Below are 18,217 nucleotides of genomic sequence, written 5' to 3' on the forward strand. Positions count from 1 at the left end.
GGTGCGGAAGTATCCGCGGACCTGCCATCTGCCCGGCTCCCCGGGCGCCTCGGCCGACGACCGGATCCAGACGGACCTGTCGTGGCTGGACGGCGAGCTCGTGGTGACCGAGAAGATGGACGGCGGGAACCTCACCTTCACCCGCGACGCCATGTACGCCCGCTCCCCCGACTCCGGCACCCACCCGTGGGACCGCCCGGCGAAGGCGTTGTGGGCGATGACGTCGTACCGGATTCCGGACGGGTGGCGGGTCTGCGGCGAGTCGATGTGGGCCCGCCGCAGCGTCGCCTACACCGACCTGCCCGGGGTGTTCCTGGTCTTCGGCATCTGGGACGAGACCGACACCCTGCTCGGCTGGGACGACACGGTCGACTGGGCCCGCCGGCTGGAGCTGCCGATGGTCCCGCTCCTCTACCGCGGCGGGAGCCTCTCCGAGGCGTGCGCCGCCTGGGCCGCGCAGCGCAGCGAGGAGACCTCCGAGGGGTACGTGGTCCGGGTGACCGGACGGATCCCGGCCGCCGACTTCCCCCTCAAGCTGCTCAAGTGGGTCCGCGCGGAGCACGTCCGCACCGACGCCGCCTGGCGCCACCGGGACGACTTCGCGGTCAACGAGTTCGCCTGAGACGTCAGTGCGGATGCGGGCAGCCGCGCATCCCTTCACGGGCCAGTGCCGCCGCCTCGTCGTCGAGGTAGAAGGCCGGCCGCAGGTCCATCTCCCGGTAGTACCGGTGGAAGACCGGGGTGATCCCGCCGGACATCGGCGGCACGATCCAGGTCCAGTCGGCCGGCACCGGGCGGCCGGCCCGCTCCTCGTTGTTCAGGTGTTGGAGGAACCGCCGCGACTCGGTGTGGTGGTCGCTCATCTTCACCCCGGCCCGTTCGAAGCTGTGCAGCACCGCCCGGTTCAGCTCGACCAGGGCCCGGTCGCGCCAGAGCGTCGACTCCCGGCTGGTGTCCAGGCCCATCCGGGCGGCGAGCACCGGCAACAGATTGTACCGGTCGGCGTCGGCCAGGTTGCGGGCGCCGATCTCGGTGCCCAGATACCAGCCGTTGAACGGGGCCAGCGGGTAGTGCACCCCGCCGATGGTGAGCCGCATGTTGGCGATCGCCGGTACGGCGTGCCAGCGCAGCCCGAGCTCGGTGAACCAGGCGTACTCGGGGTGGCTGATCGGCACCTCGCAGATGGTTTGCTCGGGCAGCTCGTACAGGCGGATCCCGTCGGACGGAGTCTCGACCACCAGGGGCAGCACGTCGAACGCCTCCCCCTTGCCCCGCCAGCCGAAGGCCCGAACCGCGGTGGTGAACTCGCGCAGCCGCGGGTCACCGACCGTGTCGCCGTCCTCGGTGCGGTAGCCGGCATACCGGATGAGCTGCTCGTTCCAGACCCGGGCGTACGGCTGGCCGGGCCGGGCCGGGGCGAAGACGCTGATCACCGGGCGGATCTGGGTGTCGCCGGCGGTCTGCAGATGACGTACCAGCAGGGAGTAGATCTCGTCGGCGGTCCGCGCCCGGCGCCGGTCGAGGACCAGCAGACTCCGCCAGTAGAGCCGGCCGATGCAACGGCTGGCGTTGCGCCAGGCCATCCGGGCGCCGTGGGTCAGCTCGTCGGGGGTGTGCACGTAGGTGCCGGTGGCGGCGATCTGCGCGCGGATGATGGCGAGCCGGGGCTCGACCGGGCCGAGCCGGGGGTTCTCGGTGTAGCACCGGCGCAGGAAATCCTCCGCCTCACCGGGGTCGGCCGGGCTGTCCGGGTCCCAGGGCTCGGTCGGGTGGTCCCGGTAGCCGGGCACGATCATCGAAATCCTCCGGCGGATCGAGGAGAGGGATACCGGAGGTTCGCACGACCACGTACGTGCCGAATCAGACAGCTTGTGCGACAAAAGCGACGAGGCCCACCCTAACGGGTGGGCCTCGTGGCGATCGGGCTGCTTACTCGCCGGGTGTCGACTTGGCGATCTGCATCAGGAACTCGATGTTGGTCCGGGTCTGCTTGAGCCGGTCCATCAGCAGGTCCAGGGCGGCGCCGGACTCCAGCGAGCTGAGCACCTTGCGGAGCTTGTGGATGATCGCCAGCTCCTCCTTGCCGAGAAGGATCTCTTCCTTCCGGGTGCTGGAGGCGGAGACGTCCACGGCCGGGAAGACCCGCTTGTCGGCGATCTTCCGGTCCAGCTTGAGCTCGGCGTTGCCGGTGCCCTTGAACTCCTCGAAGATGACCGTGTCCATCATCGACCCGGTCTCGACCAGCGCGGTCGCGAGGATGGTCAGCGAGCCACCGTTCTCGATGTTGCGCGCCGCGCCGAGGAACCGCTTCGGCGGGTAGAGCGCGGTCGAGTCGATACCACCCGACATGATCCGGCCGGAGGCCGGCGCGGCCAGGTTGTACGACCGGCCGAGGCGGGTCACCGAGTCGAGCAGCACGACGACGTCGTGGCCCAGCTCGACCAGCCGCTTGGCCCGCTCGATGGCGAGCTCGGCGACCGTGGTGTGGTCCTGCGGCGGGCGGTCGAACGTGGCCGCGATGACCTCGCCCTTGACCGTGCGCTGCATGTCGGTGACCTCTTCGGGCCGCTCGTCCACGAGCACGACCATCAGGTGGCACTCGGGGTTGTTGCGGGTGATCGCGTTGGCCAGAGCCTGCAGCACCATCGTCTTACCGGCCTTCGGCGGGGAGACGATGAGCGCGCGCTGGCCCTTACCGATCGGCATCACCAGGTCGATGATGCGGGTGGTGAGGATGTGCGGCTCGGTCTCCAGCCGCAGGCGCTCCTGCGGGTAGAGCGGCGTCAGCTTGTAGAACTCGGGACGCCGGCGGGCCTCGTCGGGCTCCATCCCGTTGATGGTGTCCAGGCGGACCAGCGGGTTGTACTTGTCCCGCCGCTGCCCGTCGCCGTCGCGCGGGGCGGAGCGGACCGCACCGGTGACCGCGTCCCCGCGGCGCAGGCCGTACTTCTTGACCTGCGACATCGAGACGTACACGTCGTTCGGGCCGGAGAGGTAACCGGTGGTCCGGACGAACGCGTAGTTGTCCAGCACGTCGAGGATGCCGGCCACCGGGACGAGCACCTCGTCGTCGGAGACGTGCGGCTCACGGCCGCCACCGTCACGCCGGTTGTCCTCGCGCGGGCTGTCGTCGCGGTCGCGGCCACGGCGACGGTCCCGAAAACGGCTGCGCCGGCTCCGGCGGCCACCCTCACCGTCGTTGTCGTCGTCGTCGTGACCCTGGTCGGTGCGCGGGCCCCGGTCGCCGGAACGGTCGTTGACCCGGTCGTTGTTCCGGTCCCCGCGGTCGTTGCGGTCGCCCCGGTCGTTGGTGCGCTCCCCGCGCTCGTTGGCGCGGTCACCGCGGTCGGCACGCTCGGCCCGCTCCGGACGCTCACCGCGGTCGGTGCGCTCACCGCGGTCGGTGCGCTCACCGCGGTCGGTGCGCTCACCGCGCTGCCGGTCACGGGTGCGGTCGCCACGCTCCGGGCGCTCGGCGCGCTCGGTGGTGTCGGCCACGGGAGCGGCCACGGCGGCCGGCTCGGTGACGGCCGGGGCGGCCTCGGCCTGCACCGGGGTGGCCTCGCGGGGGGTGGTCTCCCGGGCGGCCCGCTCACGGCTGCGCCGGGACGGGCGCTCCGTGGCCGGGGCGGCCTCGGCGGCCGGCGCGCTGTCCGCGGGAGCGGCGGCCTGCGGCTTCTCCACCGGAGTCGAAGCCGGAGCCGGGGCCGAAGCGGGGGCCGACTGGGCCGGGGCGGCCTCGGTCCGCGGCCGCGGAGCCGGCTCGGCCGCGGCGGAGCCACCGCTCTGCCGCTCGGAGATCGCGGTGATCAGCTCGCCCTTGCGCATCCGGGCCGTGCCGGAGATGCCCAGGGAGGCGGCGAGGCTCTGCAACTCGGGCAGCAGCATCGCGGACAGCCCGGTGCCGCCGCGGCGGCGCTTCGTGGCGGTCGCGGTGGTGCCGGCGCCGTCAGCGACGTCAGAAACACCCGACGTCACGTCGGTGGTGTCGCTCAATGGATTCCTTCCGTCGGAAAAACCCGAGTCCACCCGGAACTGCATCCTGGGCCGGGTGCCCTCGGAACCCGCTTCGCAGCAGCGGCGCGGGAGTTAATGCGGCACGGCAGCTCGACGGTATCCCTGCCCGTCATACCGTGACGGGTAGGTCTCGGCGAGTGCAGCGATCTATGGGACTGCTGCCCGGCGAAAGCCTTGGTGAGAATTGAGATAGACCAGGATGGCCCAGAAATCTCGGGGGTGCGCCGAACCGCAGAGATCGCTTGCTTCGCGGCTGTGCTAGGTCTAGAGCGTAATCAACTCTTGCGACCTGCGGCAACAGGGCCCCGCTCGGCGTGTTCCACCATACCCCCTTTCACAACAGCACCGGCGCCGTCCACGCCCAGCACTTCGCCGTGCCAGTGCGCGCCCGGGTAAAAATCACCCGGGACCTCGGTCAATGCCAGAACGGTCGGCCCGGCGCCACTGACCACGGCGGCCACGCCCACCGAACGCAGCGCCGCCACCAGCGACGACGTGCCCGGCATTCCCGCGGCGCGATATCCCTGGTGCAGCCGGTCCTCGGTGGCCGGGAACAGCAGCGACGGATCACTCGTCAGGGCGTGGGTGAGCAGCGCGGACCGCCCGGCGTTGAACGCCGCGTCCCGATGCGGCACCTCGGCCGGCAGCGCCGCCCGCGCGGTCGCCGTGTACCCCCGTTCGGCGGGGATGAAAACCGTCGGGCGCACGCCCTCGGCCGGCGTCAAGGTGACCGCGCGGGCGCCACCGGCCTCGGTCCAGGCCACCGTGAAGCCGCCGAGCAGGCAGGGGGCGACGTTGTCCGGGTGGCCCTCGATGCGCGCCGCGATGCGCAGCGCGGCCGCCTCGTCGATCAGCTCCAGGCCGCCGGCGACCAGGCCGCGGGCCAGCTGCACGCCACCCACGATGGCCGCCGAGGAGCTGCCCAGGCCGCGCGCCTGCGGGATCCGGTTGACGCAGGTGACCGCGAGTCCCGGCGGACGCTCACCGAGCTCGTCGAAGGTGGCCAGCATGGCCCGCACGACCAGGTGCTCCTCGTCGGCCGGCAGCTCACCGGCGCCCTGCCCGCTGATCTCGACGTGGAAGCCGCCCTCGGTCACCCGGGCGGTCAGGTCGTCGTGCAGGCTCAGCGCGAGGCCCAGCGCGTCGAAGCCCGGGCCCAGGTTCGCACTGGTCGCCGGGGTGCTGACGGATACCGGTTCGGTGACGAAGGTCAGGCCCATCGCCACATGCTATGACTTGATCATCTCAGGACGGATGCCGTGCCCCGGCAATCCCATTCCCGGCCCCGGAATCCGCCGCCAGCCGCCGGGTGGCCAGCCACCAGCCGATCGCGTAAACCAGCGTGACCAGGCCACAGCCGGCGATCACCACCGCCTGGTCGACCCGGTCGACGACCGCGCTGGCACCCAGCTGGCTGACCGCGATAGCCAGCGTCGCGAGCATCAGGTCGGTGGCGAAGACCCGGCCGCGCAGCCCGTCCGGCACCTCGGCCTGCAGGGCGACGTTGGAGAGCACCCAGTTGGCGCCGCCGGCGAAGTGTGCGACGAAGACCAGCAGCAGCACCAGCGGGAACCACGGGGTCACGGCGACCCCCAGGTAGCCGAGGCCGTACAGGCCCATGGACAGGGCCAGGCCGGTGAACAGCCAGGCCGGCCGGGCCAGCACCGGGCGCATCACGAACGGCCCGACCAGCGCGCCCAGCCCGCGGACCGCGAAGAGCAGGCCGGCGCCCAGCTCGCCGGCGCCGTGCGCGGCCACGATCAACGGGAACACGGTCAGCACCCCGTTGCCCAGGCCGACCGCCGACTTCACCGTGACCAGCGCCCGCAGCCGGGGCCGGACGGCGATGTGGCGCAGTGCCTCGCGCAGCGCCGGCCCGCTCGCCGGCGACGCCTCCGCGGCGGCCGGGCCGGCCTGCAGCGGACGCCGGACCAGGGCGGTGAGCAGGCTCGCGGCCAGCAGACCGACCGCGGTCACCGAAAAACTGGCGTACGGCCCGAAGACGCTGGCCACCACGCCGCCGAGCGAGGCGCCGAGCACCGTCATCGTGCCCCAGGCCGACCCGGCGATCGCGTTCGCGGCCGGCAGGTCGGCCGGATCCACCACGTTCGGCAGCGCGGCCGAGCTGGCCGGCTGGTAGAAGGCCTTGGCCACGGCCATCGCCCCGATCGCGACCAGGGCCAGCGGCGCGGTCGCGGCCGACCGGACCGCGAACAGCAGCAGCACGGCGAGGAACGAGGCGAGGTTCGCGGCGATCAGGATCCGGCGCCGGTCCCGCCGGTCGGCGACCGTCCCGGTGTAGGGCAGCAGCAGCGCGTTGATCCCGGTGTCGGCGGCCAGCACCAGACCGCCCCAGAAGCCGTGCCCGGTGAGCCGCGGCAGCAGCACCAGCAGCGGAACCATGACGAACCAGTCGGCACCGAAGACGACCAGCTCAGCGGCGAAAAGACGCCGGAAGTCACGATTTCTGGTAAGGACCGAGAGGGTTGCCGACACGTACCGCAATCTAGTCGGACCGGGAGCGGAAGCGATGCCCGGCCGGTGGGCCGGGCATCGACTACCTTATTTCTTGCTTATTTTTTTCCGGTACGTCGGGTCCGGGCTACTCCTGCGTCTCGGCCGGGCCCTTCGGCATCTTGAGCACCTCGAACTGGTCGGTGTACCCCCGCAGCGCCCCGCTGGCGGCGGGCTCCATCGCCGGCGCCGCGTCGTCCGCGACCGGCTCGTCGGCCGGCACCGGGACGACCCCGGCCTTGCGGGCCCGCTTCGCCGCGCGCTTGGCCCGCCGCTTCTCCTTGCGGTTCTCCACCATCGTGTAGAGCGCCGGGACCAGCACCAGGGTGAGCAGCGTCGAGCTGACCAGACCACCGATCACCACGATCGCCAGCGGCTGCGAGATGAAGCCGCCCTCGCCGGTCAGGCCGAGCGCCATCGGGATGAGCGCGAAGATGGTCGCGATCGCGGTCATCAGGATCGGCCGCAGCCGGTGCCGGCCGCCCTCGATCACCGCCTCCTGCACGCCCATGCCGGCCGCGCGGTAGTGGTTGATCAGGTCCATCAGCACGATCGCGTTGGTGACCACGATGCCGACCAGCATCAGCACGCCGATCAGGGCCGGCACGCCGAGCGGGGTGCCGGTGGCCAGCAGCAGGCCGATCGCGCCGGTCGCCGCGAACGGGATGGAGACCAGCAGGATGATCGGCTGCACGATGCTGCGGAACGTCGCCACCATGATGATGAAGACGATCGCGATGGCGGCCAGCACGGCCAGTCCGAGCTGTTTGAACGCGTCCGCCTGGTCGGCGCTGACGCCACCCACCGAGTACGACGCGCCGGGCGGCAGGGTCAGCGCGTCCAGCTTCTTCGTCAGGTCCTGGTTCACCTTGCTCAGGTTCGAGCCGGTGACGGTGCCGGTGACCGTGGCGGTCCGGTTGCCGTCCGTGCGGGTCACCTGCTCCGGGCCGTTGACCTGCTTGATCTCGGCCACCTGGCTGAGCGGCACCGGGCCGCGGGCGGTGGTCAGCGGCAGCGACCTGAGCGCGTCCGGGTTCCCCGGTGCGGCGCCGAACGAGATCACCACGTCCTGGCTGGCGCCGTCGATGGTGAGCTTGCCGGCCGGGGCGGAGCGGAACATGCCGGCCACGGTCTGGCCGATCTGCGCCTCGGTGAGCCCGGCCGCGGCGGCCGCCTTGCGGTTCACCACCACGTCCAGCCGGGGCACGCTGGCGGCCAGCGAGGTGTCCACGTCGGCGACCCCGCCGATCCCGGCCATCGCGGCCTTGACCTGCTCCGTCGCGCTGGTCAGCGTGTCGTTGTCAGCGGCGGTCACCTCGACCGAGAGCTGGTTGCTGCCCAGCCCCGAGCTCTGCTCGCCGACCTTGATCTCGCCGGCGCCGGACAGCTTGGCGAACTCGTCGCGCAGCTGGTCGGAGACCACGTCGGCGTCCGCGTCATCGGTCAGACCGACCTGGAACGTGGCGGTGCCGGCACCGCCGCCGCCGGCGAACGGGTTCGCCGAGTTGCCGCCGACGGTGACCTGGTACGTCTTGACGTCCTTGCGGCCGGAGACGATCGCCTCGACCTTCTTGGCCGCCTCGTCGGTGGCCGCCAGGCTGGTGCCGACCGGCATCGTCTGGGTGACGCTGATGCTGTCCTGGCCGGACTGGTCCAGGAAGTTGGTCTCCAGCCGGGTGGAGAGCGCGAAGGTGCCGATCAGCACCGCGATGCCGATCAGCACGGTGGCCCAGCGGCGGGTGGTGGCGAACCGGATCACCGGGAGGTAGCCGCGCTGCAGCGGGCTGCGCAGCTCCTTCTCCTCGGCGGCCCGGCGGATCGCCTCGGTGTCGACGTCGGCGGCCGGCGGCTTGAGGAACCAGTACGCCAGCACCGGCACCACGGTCAGCGCGACGAACAGCGAGGCCAGCAGGGCCACCGTCACGGTGATCGCGAAGGACGCGAAGATCTGTCCGACCAGGCCGCCGACCAGCGCGATCGGGGCGAAGACGGCGACCGTGGTGAGGGTGGAGGCGGTGACCGCGCCGGACACCTCGCGGACCGCGGCGAGGATGGCGTGCACCTTCTCCTCGCCGTACTCCAGGTGTCGTTTGATGTTCTCCAGGACGACGATCGAGTCGTCGACCACCCGGCCCACCGCGATCGTCAGCGCGCCCAGGGTCAACAGGTTCAGCGTGTAGTCGCCGGTCCAGAGGGCGATCAGGGCGATCAGCACGGACAGCGGGATGGAGACCGCGGTGACCAGCGTCGATCGGACGCTGAGCAGGAAGACCAGGATGACCACGACGGCCATGGCGAGGCCGAGCAGGCCCTCGGTGGCCAGGCTCTTGATCGACCGCTGCACGTACGGCGCCTGGTCGGTGATCACGGTGAGCTTGGCGCCGGAGTCCTTCTGCAGCCTGTCCAGCATGTCGCGAACCTGGTGGGAGATCTCCACCGGGTTGCCGTCGGGCCGCGCGGTGACCGCGATGCCCAGGCTGTCCGCGCCGTCGGTGCGGGTGTACGAGTCGGCGACCGGGAGCCTGCTCTCCACCTTGGCGACGTCGCCGAGGCGCACCGGGCCGCGCGAGCCGGTCAGGTAGACGTCCTGCAGCTGCTGGACCGTGGTGATCGGGGTGCCGACCTGCACGGTCAACGACCTGGTGCCGTCGGTGACCGCACCGGCCGGGATCGAGATGCCGTTGGCCTGCAGCACCGAGGTGAGCGCGGTCGGCGCGATCCCGTTCGCGCCCATCCTGGCCAGGTCCGGCGTGATCACGACCTGCTTGCTGCGGGCGCCGGTGACCTGGGTGTCCCGGACGCCGGTGATCCCGTTCAGCTCCGGGACCACGATCTGGTTGAGCTTGTTGAACAGGTCGCTCTCGTCGGTGCCGCCGGAGGCGGCCAGCACGATGGCCGGGATGTCGTCGGTGCCGCCCGCGAAGATCTGCGGGTCGACGTTGTCCGGCAGCTGCGACTGGATCCGGTTGATCGAGGTGGTGACCTGGTTGACCGCGGACTGGATGTCCGTGCCGTAGGCGAAGGAGACCACGACGCTGGACACGTTCTCCCGCGAGGTGGAGGTGACCGTGTCGATCCCGTCGATGCCCTTGACGGCGTCCTCGATCGGTTTGGTGATCTCCGTCTCGACCGCCTCGGGCGAGGCGCCGGGCAGCACCGCGCTGACGAACGCGGCGGGCAGCTCGATCGACGGGAACAGCTGTTGCTTGAGTGACGGAATCGCATAGAGGCCGAAGCCGCTGATCACTATCGCGATCAGGGCGACGAGACCTCGGTTGGCAAGGCTGAGCCGTGTCAGAGCTGACATGGGCGCTCCCCCGAGTAAACTTCGTCCGACACAAATAGTTTGCCCCACGCGAACAAATGATTTTTCGCGGGGGTGCACTGGTACCGTCCGTCATCAGATCGATGTGCGGTGGTCACCAGCAGGTCACAAAGGAGCGGGCGCTGAGCGCGAACGAGAAGCTCATCGCGGACATCATGGGCGCGCAGATCCGGTTGCAGCACCTGTTCGCCGACGACCGGTCGCACCCACTCTTCTCGTCACACCTGACGATGTCCCAGCTGAAAATACTCCTGCTGCTCTCCCGGCACGGGACGTTGCCCGGCGGGGAGCTGGCCCGGATGGTGGGCGTCGGGGCCGCCGCACTGAGCGGCATGATCGACCGGCTCGTGGTGCAGGATCTGGTCACGCGCACGGAGGATCTCAACGACCGCCGGATCCGCCGGATCGGCCTCACGAAAGCGGGCGCTGAGCTCATCGAGGGCATCATCACCGCGGGCATGACGAAACAGCGCGAGCTCCTCAGCCGACTCTCAGCCGAGGAGCTCGCGGTGGTGCTTCACGCCACCGAGATTCTGGTGCGCGAGGCGGCGTCAGGCCAGGTCTAGCGCCTTCGCGGCGGCCAGCGCCTCGTTCGGGACGACGATCGGCGACGGCGCCGTGGAGATCGCCCACTCCGGGTCCTTCAGACCGTGACCGGTGACCGTGCAGACCACCCGCGAGCCGGCCGGGATCTGCCCGGCCGCCGCCTGCTGCAGCAGCCCGGCCACGCTCGCCGCGCTGCCCAGCTCGACGAAGACGCCGACCTCACGAGCCAGCAGCCGGTACGCGTTCAGGATGTCCCGGTCGGTGACCGCCGCGATCAGGCCGCCTGAGGAGTCCCGGGCGTCGAGCGCCTTGGTCCAGCTGGCCGGATTGCCGATCCGGATCGCGGTGGCGATCGTGGAGGGCTGCTCGACCACCTTGCCGGTGACGATCGGCGCGGCGCCGGAGGCCTGGAAGCCGTACATCTTCGGCAGCTTCGTGCTGTTGCCGGCCTCCTTGTCCTCCTGATAACCCATCCAGTAGGCGGAGATGTTGCCGGCGTTGCCGACCGGCAGGCAGTGGATGTCCGGGGCGTCCCCGAGCGCCTCGACGATCTCGAAGGACGCGGTCTTCTGCCCGTGCAGGCGGAAGATGTTCACCGAGTTGACCAGCGCGACCGGGAAGTCCTGGGAGAGTTTCGAGGCCAGCGCCAGGCAGTCGTCGAAGTTGCCCTCGATCTGCAGCAGCTTGGCCCCGTGCACCAGGGCCTGGGACAGCTTGCCGAGCGCGATCTTGCCCTGGGGAACCAGCACCGCGCAGCTGATCCCGGCCCGGGCCGCGTACGCCGCGGCCGACGCCGAGGTGTTGCCGGTGGACGCGCAGATGATGGTCTTGGCGCCGTCCTCGACCGCCTTGGAGACCGCCATGGTCATCCCGCGGTCCTTGAACGAACCGGTCGGGTTGGCGCCCTCCACCTTCAGGTAGACGTCCGCACCGACCCGCTGGGAGAGCACCGGCGCCGGCACCAGCGGCGTGTTGCCCTCGTGCAAGGTGACCACCGGGGTGGCCTCGGTCACCGGGAGCCGCTCCCGGTACGCCTCGATCAAACCCCGCCACATGGCCGTAACTCCTCGTTGTCGAGTCGGGCAATCGCGCACAGCGTGCCCTAGACATCCGATCAATGGGACCGGAAGTCCACTATTCAGGACGGTGACAGACCGCTTCGACATTGTTGCCGTCCGGGTCGCGGACGAACGCGCCGTAGTAGTGCTCGTGGTACTCCGGGTGCAGGCGCGGCTCGTGCAACACCTCGGCCCCGGACGCGACCGCCGCGGCGAAGAACGCGTCCACGGCCGCCCGGTCCGCCGCACCAAAGGCTATGTGCGACTCGCGGAACCCGTCCCCCTCGGTCAGGGTGCTGATCCAGAAATCGGGGTGTCCGTTGCCGTACCCGATGGCCACCTGGAAATCCATCTGCCGGGAAGCGCCCAGCGGGGCCAGCACCGCGTCGTAGAACGCGGCGCTGGCGGCCAGGTCGGCACACTGGAAACCGACGTGATCGAGCATCAGCCCGCCCCACCCTCGACCCGCAGCACACTCGCGATGGACCGGACGATGTCCAGCTCGGCCAGCGCCGCGACGGTGGCGGCCAGCGCCGCGTCCGGCGCGCTGTGCGTGACGATCACCAGCTTGGCGTCGTCCGCCCGGCCGGACTGCCGGACCGTGGCGATCGACACCTCGTGCTGGGCGAAGACGCCGGCCACGGTGGCCAGCACACCCGGGCGCTCGGCCACGTCCAGGCTGATGTGGTAGCGGGTCATCGACTCGCCGATCGGGCGGACCGCCAGCTGGGCGTAGTTGCTCTCGCTCGGCGCCCGGGTGCCGGTCAGCTTGTTGCGGGCCGCCGCGACGATGTCGCCGAGCACCGCGCTGGCCGTCGGCCGGCCACCCGCGCCCCGGCCGTAGAACATCAGCGGGCCCGCGCCGTCGGCCTCGACGAACACCGCGTTGTACGCGTCGCCGACCCCGGCCAGCGGATGGCTGAGCGGGATCATCGCCGGGTGCACCCGGACACTGACCGCGTCGGCGCTGCGCTGCGCGATGCACAGCAGCTTGATCGTGCAGCCCATCTCCTTGGCGCTGGCCATGTCGCCGGCCGTCACCGCGGTCATCCCCTCACGGAACACGTCCGCGGCGGTGACCCGGGTGTGGAAGGCCAGCGAGGCCAGGATCGCGGCCTTCGCGGCGGCGTCGAAGCCCTCCACGTCGGCGGTCGGGTCGGCCTCCGCGTACCCGAGCTCGGTGGCCTCCTCCAGCGCCTCGTGGAACCCGGCGCCGGTGCTGAACATCGAGGAGAGGATGAAGTTGGTGGTGCCGTTCACGATGCCGGTCACCGCGGTCACCCGGTCGCCGTGCAGCGACTCGCGCAGCGGGCGCAGCAGCGGGATCGCCCCGGCCACCGCGGCCTCGTAGTACAGGTCGGCGTTGCCCTCGGCGGCCGCGTCGTGCAGCGTGCCGCCGTCCTCGGCCAGCAGCGCCTTGTTCGCGGTCACCACGCTCTTACCCGCGCGCAGCGCCTCGACCAGCCAGGTGCGGGCCGGCTCGATGCCGCCCACCACCTCGATCACCACGTCGACGTCGTCGCGCTTGATCAGGCCCAGCGCGTCCGAGGTGAACAGGTCCGGATCGACCGGCAGGTCGCCGCGTTCGCGGCCGAGCCGGCGCACGGCGATCCCGGCGACCTCCAGCGGGGCCCCGATCCGGGCGGTCAGATCGTCGGCCTGCTCGTGCAACAGACGGATTACTTCAGTACCAACGGTGCCGCAGCCCAGCAGGGCGAGGCGTACCGGTTTCCCCTGGCTCATCCAACATCCAATGCAAGCAGGTCGTCCTCGGTCTCGCGCCGCACGATCACGCGGGCCGCGCCGTCGCGCACCGCGACCACGGGCGGCCGAGGAACGTGGTTGTAGTTGCTGGCCATACTCCGGCAGTAGGCACCGGTTCCCGGAACGGCGACAAGATCTCCGGGCTGCACGTCGGCGGGCAGGAATTCATCCTTCACGACGATGTCTCCGGACTCACAATGTTTTCCCACAACTCGGGCCAGTAGGGGTTCGGCGTCCGAGCGGCGGTTCGCCAGGGTGGCCGAGTACGAGGCGTCGTACAGCGCGGTGCGGATGTTGTCGCTCATCCCCCCGTCGACGCTGACGTACGTCCGGATGCCGTCCACGTCCTTGACCGTGCCCACCTCGTAGAGGGTGAGGACGGCCGGCCCGACGATCGCCCGGCCCGGCTCGATCGACAGGTGCGGCACCCGCAGCGCGGCCATCTCGCACTCCGACTCGACGATCTTGTTGATCCGCTTGGCCAGGTCGCCCGGCGCCGACGGATCGTCCTGCGTGGTGTACGCGATGCCGAACCCGCCACCGAGGTCCAGCTCGGGCAGCTCCACCCCGCGCGCGTCGCGCACCTGCGCCTGCAGTTCCAGGATCCGCCGGGCGGCCACCTCGAATCCGCTGGTGTCGAAGATCTGCGAACCGATGTGCGAGTGCAGGCCGCGCAGGTCCAGCACGTTCTCGTCGAGGATCTGCGCGCAGGCCGCGAACGCCGCGCCGCCGGCCAGCGAGAACCCGAACTTCTGGTCCTCGTGCGCGGTCGCGATGAACTCGTGGGTGTGCGCCTCGACCCCGACCGTCACCCGGACCAGCACGGCGGGGCGTTTACCGGTCTCGCGGGACAGTTCGGTCAGACGCCGGATCTCGTGGAACGAGTCCACCACGATCCGGCCGACGCCCGCGTCGAGCGCCCGGGCCAGTTCGGCGGCCGACTTGTTGTTGCCGTGGAACCCGATCCGCTCCGGCGGGAAGCCGGCCGCCAGGGCCACCGCCAGCTCACCGCCGGAACACACGTCGAGGAACAGGCCCTCCTCCTCGACCACCCGGACCACGGCCTTGCACAGGAACGACTTGCCGGCGTAATAGACGTCCGCGCCGGCGAAGGCGGCCGCGAAGTCCCGGCAGCGGGCCCGCAGGTCGTCCTCGTCCAGCAGGTACGCCGGGGTGCCGTAGTCGGCCGCCAGGTCGGTCACGCTGACGCCGCCGATCTGCAGGGACCCGGCGTCGGTGCGGGTCACCGTGCGCGGCCAGAGCTGCGGCACGAGGGCGTTCACGTCCTCGGGCGTCCGCAACCAGGCCGGCCCGCGGTTGCCGAGGTCGCCGTGCAGCGCCCCGGCCTCGTGTGCGCGCATGCCCTACATCCTCTCCGGGGCGGACACGCCGAGCAGGGCCAAACCGTTCGCGATCACCGTTCGGGTGGCCTCGGCCAGCCAGCGACGCGCCACGTTCACGTCCTCGACCGGGGCCTCACCCTTCGGCACCACCTGGCAGGCGTCGAAGAACCGGTGGAAGTCGGTGGCCACCCGCTCCTCCAGGTAGATCGCGATCCGGTGCGGCTCGCGCAGCTCGGCGGCGGTGGCCACCACGGCGGGGAACTGGCCGAGCGTCTTGAGCAGGTTGTTCTCCCGCTCGTGCGACAGCAGGGCCGGGTCGTACCCCTCGCCCTTGCTCATGCCCCGCTCGTCGGCGTTGCGCAGGATCGAACAGATCCGGGCGTGCGCGTACTGCACGTAGTGCACCGGGTTGTCGTTCGAGTGCTTGGTGATCTCCTCGATGTCCAGGGTCAGCATCGAGTCGGTGGACGACCGGGCCAGTGAGTAGCGGGCGGCGTCCGCACCGACCGCCTCGAGCAGCTCGTCCAGGGTGATGATGTTGCCGGCCCGCTTCGACAGCCGGACCGGCTGGCCGGCCCGGACCAGGTTGACCAGCTGGCCGATCAGGATCTCGATGTTGTCGTCCGGGTCGTCGCCGGCACACGCGGCGATCGCCTTGAGCCGGCCGATGTAGCCGTGGTGGTCGGCGCCGAGCAGGTAGACGCAACGGTCGAAGCCGCGCTCCCGCTTGTTGATGTAATACGCCGCGTCGGCCGCGAAGTACGTCTTCTCCCCGTTCGACCGGATCAGCACGCGGTCCTTGTCGTCGGTGAAGTCGGTGGTGCGCAGCCAGATCGCGCCACCCTCCTCGAAGATGTGCCCCTGCTTGCGCAGCTCCGCGATGGCGTGCTCGACCGCGCCGCCGTCGTGCAGGCTCTTCTCCGAGAACCACACGTCGAAGTGCACGCCGAAACGCTCCAGGCTCGCCCGGATCTCGGCGAGCATCAGCTCGTAGCCGCGCTCCAGGAAGACCGGCAGCACCGCCTCGGCCGGCCGGCCCACCAGCGCCGGGTCGGCACCGGTGATGCGCTGGGCGATCTCGGTGATGTAGTCGCCGACGTACCCGTCCTCCGGGGTCGGCTGCCCGTTCGCGGCGGCGAACAGCGACCGGGCGAACCGGTCCACCTGGGCGCCCGCGTCGTTGATGTAGTACTCACTGGTCACCTCGGCGCCGGCGGCCGCCAGGATGCGACGCAGCGAGTCACCGACCGCGGCCCAGCGGGTGTGCCCCAGGTGGATCGGCCCGGTCGGATTCGCCGAGACGAACTCCAGGTTGATCCGCTGACCGGCGAGCTGGGTGTTCCGCCCGTAGGCCGGGCCGGCCTCGACCACGGTGCGGGCGATCGTGCCGGTGACCGCGGCGTCCAGCCGGATGTTCAGGAAGCCCGGGCCGGCGATCTCCACCGACTTGATCCCGGCCCGCGAGCCCAGCTCCGCCGCCAGCGCGGCGGCCAGCTCGCGCGGAGCCACGCCGACCTTCTTGCCCAGCTGCAGGGCGAGCGTCGAGGCGTAGTCGCCGTGCTCGGGATTGCGGGGCCGCTCCAGCGACGTGGTGGCGGGCAGCGCGGCCGGATCCAGCCCACGCGTCTCGAAAACGGCACGAGCAGCTGAGAGAACAGTGTCAGCAAGGTTGGCGGGAGTCACTGGGCCATGCTATCGGGGGTAGACTTCAGCGTTCGGCGGCCGCCCTTCCCCTTATTTGACGAATCGACGAGGCACGATGAGCATGAGCACGCCGGGTCCCGAACGGGTCCCGTCCACCGTCAAGGTCGGCAAGACCACCGGTCAGGGCAAACCGCCCACCGGCAAGCCGGCCGGAAACCGGCCTCCCGCCGGCAAGGGCGGAAAGGGCGGCAAGGGCCGCAAAGCGGTCACCCCGGTCAAGGTGAGCGGAGGCCGCAACTGGGGCCCGATCGCCGTCGGCACGGCCGTCGCCCTCGTCGCGATCGGCATCATCGGCTACGGCGTGTACGCCTCGTTCCAGAGCACCCGCGACTGGACCGAGAAGATGGCCGACATCTCCGGCGTCGTCAACTACCGCGCGCAGAAGAACCCGCAGCTCGACGACCGCACCCACAAGGACGGCGCGCTCACCTACCTGACCAGCCCGCCGGTCGGCGGCGCGCACAACCAGGCCTGGCAGAACTGCATGGGCGACGTCTACAACGCGCCGATCGCCAACGAGCACGCGGTGCACAGCCTCGAGCACGGCGCGGTCTGGATCACCTACAAGCAGGGCCTGCCCGCCGACCAGGTCGCGGTCCTGCAGAAGAAGGTCGAGGGCAAGGACTACATGTTCATGTCGCCCTACACCGGCCTCGACAAGAACGTCTCGGTCCAGGTCTGGGGCTACCAGTTCAAGACCGACGACGTGAAGGACAAGCGGATCGACGACTTCGTCGCCGCCGGCCGGATCAAGGCCTCCATGGAGCCCGGCGCCCCCTGCTCCAGCGGCAACACCACCACCGGCCCGGTGACCGCCGGCAGCAACGGCAGCACCATGAACCCGGCGCCCACCGCAAGCTCATGATCCCCGACGTGACCTCCCCGGACGCCGCGACGGCGGCCGGGGAGGGCCCCGCCCCGGCCGGCCGCCGCTTCGGCTACGCCGCCCTCGCCCTGCTGCTCGCCGGCATCGTCCTCGGCGTCGCCATCGGCCTCGTCATCCCCCAGTTCCGCACTCCCGGCACCGACTCCGTCGAAGCCGGCTTCTTCCGCGACATGTCCACCCACCACGCCCAGGCCGTCGAAATGGCGATGATCGCCCACGCCGGCTCGGACACCCCGGGCATCGCCACCCTGTCCACCGACATCGCCACCACCCAGCAGGCCCAGATCGGCTACATGCAGGCCTGGCTCCGCGACTGGCACCTCGACCCCACCGGCGACAGACCCGCCATGGCCTGGATGCCCGACTCCGCCGGCTCCGTCGTCAACGGCCTGATGCCCGGCATGGCCACCCCCGACCAACTCGCCGCGCTCCGCAAAGCCACCGGCAAGCAGCTCGACATCCAATTCCTCACCCTGATGCGCGCCCACCACCTCGGTGGCATCCACATGGCCCAGGAAGCGGAACGACTCTCCTCGAACAAAGACGTCGACTGGCTGGCCGACAGCATGGTCAAAGCCCAGCAGGGCGAGATCCAGCTGATCGACGACCTGCTCAAGCAGGCCCAGAACAGCTGAAAACGGCGACACCGGTACCGGTTGGCGGTGGTTCCCCGGAGCCTGCTAGGCTTCTGAATCACTGGGCCCCCGTAGCTCAGGGGATAGAGCGTCGCCCTCCGGAGGCGAAAGCGCAGGTTCGAATCCTGCCGGGGGCACGATGGGATTGGGCACCTGCGTCCGCTGAGAAGCGCGGAGCGGTGCCCATCGTGCTTTCCAGCCTGGGGCACGAGCCCCAGACCCCGCGCCGGGGACACCCCGGAGCCCCATCGGGCCGCTCGGGGGGACCCTTCGCAAGCTCGGTTGTTGGTCGCTGCGGGCACGGGGACCGGTTTCAGCATGTGGGCACGAGCCCCGGACCCCGCACCGCGATGCCTCGGCGCCCATCGGGTCGCTCTGGGAACCTTCGTGAGCTCGGTTGCGGGTCGCTGCGGGCACAGGGCGCC

The 18,217-nt window shown here is 70.7% G+C and carries 14 protein-coding genes and 1 tRNA gene; 5 read left to right on the forward strand and 10 right to left on the reverse strand.

Annotated elements, in window-relative coordinates:
* Position 1: 1 nt before the first annotated feature.
* On the forward strand, positions 2-622 hold the full coding sequence (locus ACSP50_RS36800; RefSeq protein WP_014694409.1) for an RNA ligase family protein: 621 nt from the start codon (positions 2-4) through the stop codon (positions 620-622).
* A gap of 4 nt (positions 623-626) precedes the next feature.
* Here the strand turns inward: ACSP50_RS36800 and ACSP50_RS36805 are convergent, their stop codons facing one another.
* The 5 genes from ACSP50_RS36805 to ACSP50_RS36825 all read right to left on the reverse strand — a co-directional run bounded on the left by ACSP50_RS36805 (position 627) and on the right by ACSP50_RS36825 (position 9,838).
* Complete coding sequence (locus tag ACSP50_RS36805; protein WP_014694410.1) at positions 627-1,796, reverse strand: nitric oxide synthase oxygenase; 1,170 nt, start codon at positions 1,794-1,796, stop codon at positions 627-629.
* A 133-nt stretch (positions 1,797-1,929) separates the two neighbouring features.
* Positions 1,930-3,996 carry a transcription termination factor Rho gene (rho, locus tag ACSP50_RS36810; RefSeq protein WP_043512903.1) on the reverse strand — a complete coding sequence of 689 codons (2,067 nt, stop codon included), beginning with the start codon at positions 3,994-3,996 and terminating at the stop codon, positions 1,930-1,932.
* A gap of 296 nt (positions 3,997-4,292) precedes the next feature.
* Positions 4,293-5,237: a homoserine kinase gene (gene thrB / locus ACSP50_RS36815; RefSeq protein ID WP_014694412.1), complete on the reverse strand. Its 945-nt coding sequence runs from the start codon at positions 5,235-5,237 to the stop codon at positions 4,293-4,295.
* Between the two features lie 25 nt (positions 5,238-5,262).
* Positions 5,263-6,513 carry an MFS transporter gene (locus ACSP50_RS36820; RefSeq protein ID WP_014694413.1) on the reverse strand — a complete coding sequence of 417 codons (1,251 nt, stop codon included), beginning with the start codon at positions 6,511-6,513 and terminating at the stop codon, positions 5,263-5,265.
* A 106-nt stretch (positions 6,514-6,619) separates the two neighbouring features.
* Positions 6,620-9,838, reverse strand: a complete 3,219-nt coding sequence (locus tag ACSP50_RS36825; RefSeq protein ID WP_014694414.1) for an efflux RND transporter permease subunit — start codon at positions 9,836-9,838, stop codon at positions 6,620-6,622.
* A 101-nt stretch (positions 9,839-9,939) separates the two neighbouring features.
* Between ACSP50_RS36825 and ACSP50_RS36830 the strand changes: the two genes are divergently transcribed.
* On the forward strand, positions 9,940-10,422 hold the full coding sequence (locus ACSP50_RS36830) for a MarR family transcriptional regulator (protein ID WP_014694415.1): 483 nt from the start codon (positions 9,940-9,942) through the stop codon (positions 10,420-10,422).
* Here ACSP50_RS36830 and thrC read toward each other — a convergent pair.
* From thrC to argS, 5 genes are all read right to left on the reverse strand, one after another.
* Entirely contained in the window at positions 10,408-11,457 is a 1,050-nt protein-coding gene (thrC, locus tag ACSP50_RS36835; RefSeq protein WP_014694416.1) for a threonine synthase, read from the reverse strand. The genes ACSP50_RS36830 and thrC overlap by 15 nt on opposite strands.
* Positions 11,458-11,536: 79 nt before the next feature.
* Complete coding sequence (locus tag ACSP50_RS36840; protein WP_014694417.1) at positions 11,537-11,905, reverse strand: VOC family protein; 369 nt, start codon at positions 11,903-11,905, stop codon at positions 11,537-11,539.
* A complete protein-coding gene (locus tag ACSP50_RS36845; RefSeq protein WP_014694418.1) occupies positions 11,905-13,203 on the reverse strand; it encodes a homoserine dehydrogenase in 1,299 nt (432 codons plus the stop codon). Before ACSP50_RS36845 ends, ACSP50_RS36840 begins: the two co-directional genes overlap by 1 nt.
* Entirely contained in the window at positions 13,200-14,585 is a 1,386-nt protein-coding gene (lysA, locus tag ACSP50_RS36850) for a diaminopimelate decarboxylase (protein WP_014694419.1), read from the reverse strand. Before lysA ends, ACSP50_RS36845 begins: the two co-directional genes overlap by 4 nt.
* Before the next feature lie 3 nt (positions 14,586-14,588).
* Complete coding sequence (gene argS, locus ACSP50_RS36855) at positions 14,589-16,250, reverse strand: arginine--tRNA ligase (protein ID WP_014694420.1); 1,662 nt, start codon at positions 16,248-16,250, stop codon at positions 14,589-14,591.
* A gap of 76 nt (positions 16,251-16,326) precedes the next feature.
* On the opposite strand from argS, the gene ACSP50_RS36860 reads away from it, so the two are divergent.
* From ACSP50_RS36860 to ACSP50_RS36870, 3 genes are all read left to right on the forward strand, one after another.
* Positions 16,327-17,136, forward strand: coding sequence for a DUF3105 domain-containing protein (locus ACSP50_RS36860; protein ID WP_043512907.1), 810 nt, complete (start codon positions 16,327-16,329; stop codon positions 17,134-17,136).
* Positions 17,137-17,144: 8 nt separating this feature from the next.
* Positions 17,145-17,792 carry a DUF305 domain-containing protein gene (locus ACSP50_RS36865; protein WP_231956788.1) on the forward strand — a complete coding sequence of 216 codons (648 nt, stop codon included), beginning with the start codon at positions 17,145-17,147 and terminating at the stop codon, positions 17,790-17,792.
* A 65-nt stretch (positions 17,793-17,857) separates the two neighbouring features.
* Positions 17,858-17,929, forward strand: a tRNA-Arg gene (locus ACSP50_RS36870).
* Positions 17,930-18,217 lie beyond the last annotated feature (288 nt).

It is taken from the genome of Actinoplanes sp. SE50/110, from assembly GCF_900119315.1.
Taxonomy (GTDB): Bacteria; Actinomycetota; Actinomycetes; order Mycobacteriales; family Micromonosporaceae; genus Actinoplanes.

Excerpts from the sequence above, each read along its gene's own strand:
- ACSP50_RS36845 (WP_014694418.1), bottom strand. The coding sequence starts at position 13,203 with ATGAGCCAGGGGAAACCGGTACGCCTCGCCCTGCTGGGCTGCGGCACC.
- ACSP50_RS36860 (WP_043512907.1), top strand. The coding sequence starts at position 16,327 with ATGAGCATGAGCACGCCGGGTCCCGAACGGGTCCCGTCCACCGTCAAG.
- thrB (WP_014694412.1), bottom strand. The coding sequence starts at position 5,237 with ATGGGCCTGACCTTCGTCACCGAACCGGTATCCGTCAGCACCCCGGCG.
- ACSP50_RS36805 (WP_014694410.1), bottom strand. The coding sequence starts at position 1,796 with ATGATCGTGCCCGGCTACCGGGACCACCCGACCGAGCCCTGGGACCCG.
- ACSP50_RS36825 (WP_014694414.1), bottom strand. The coding sequence starts at position 9,838 with ATGTCAGCTCTGACACGGCTCAGCCTTGCCAACCGAGGTCTCGTCGCC.
- lysA (WP_014694419.1), bottom strand. The coding sequence starts at position 14,585 with ATGCGCGCACACGAGGCCGGGGCGCTGCACGGCGACCTCGGCAACCGC.
- ACSP50_RS36830 (WP_014694415.1), top strand. The coding sequence starts at position 9,940 with ATGTGCGGTGGTCACCAGCAGGTCACAAAGGAGCGGGCGCTGAGCGCG.
- thrC (WP_014694416.1), bottom strand. The coding sequence starts at position 11,457 with ATGTGGCGGGGTTTGATCGAGGCGTACCGGGAGCGGCTCCCGGTGACC.
- ACSP50_RS36840 (WP_014694417.1), bottom strand. The coding sequence starts at position 11,905 with ATGCTCGATCACGTCGGTTTCCAGTGTGCCGACCTGGCCGCCAGCGCC.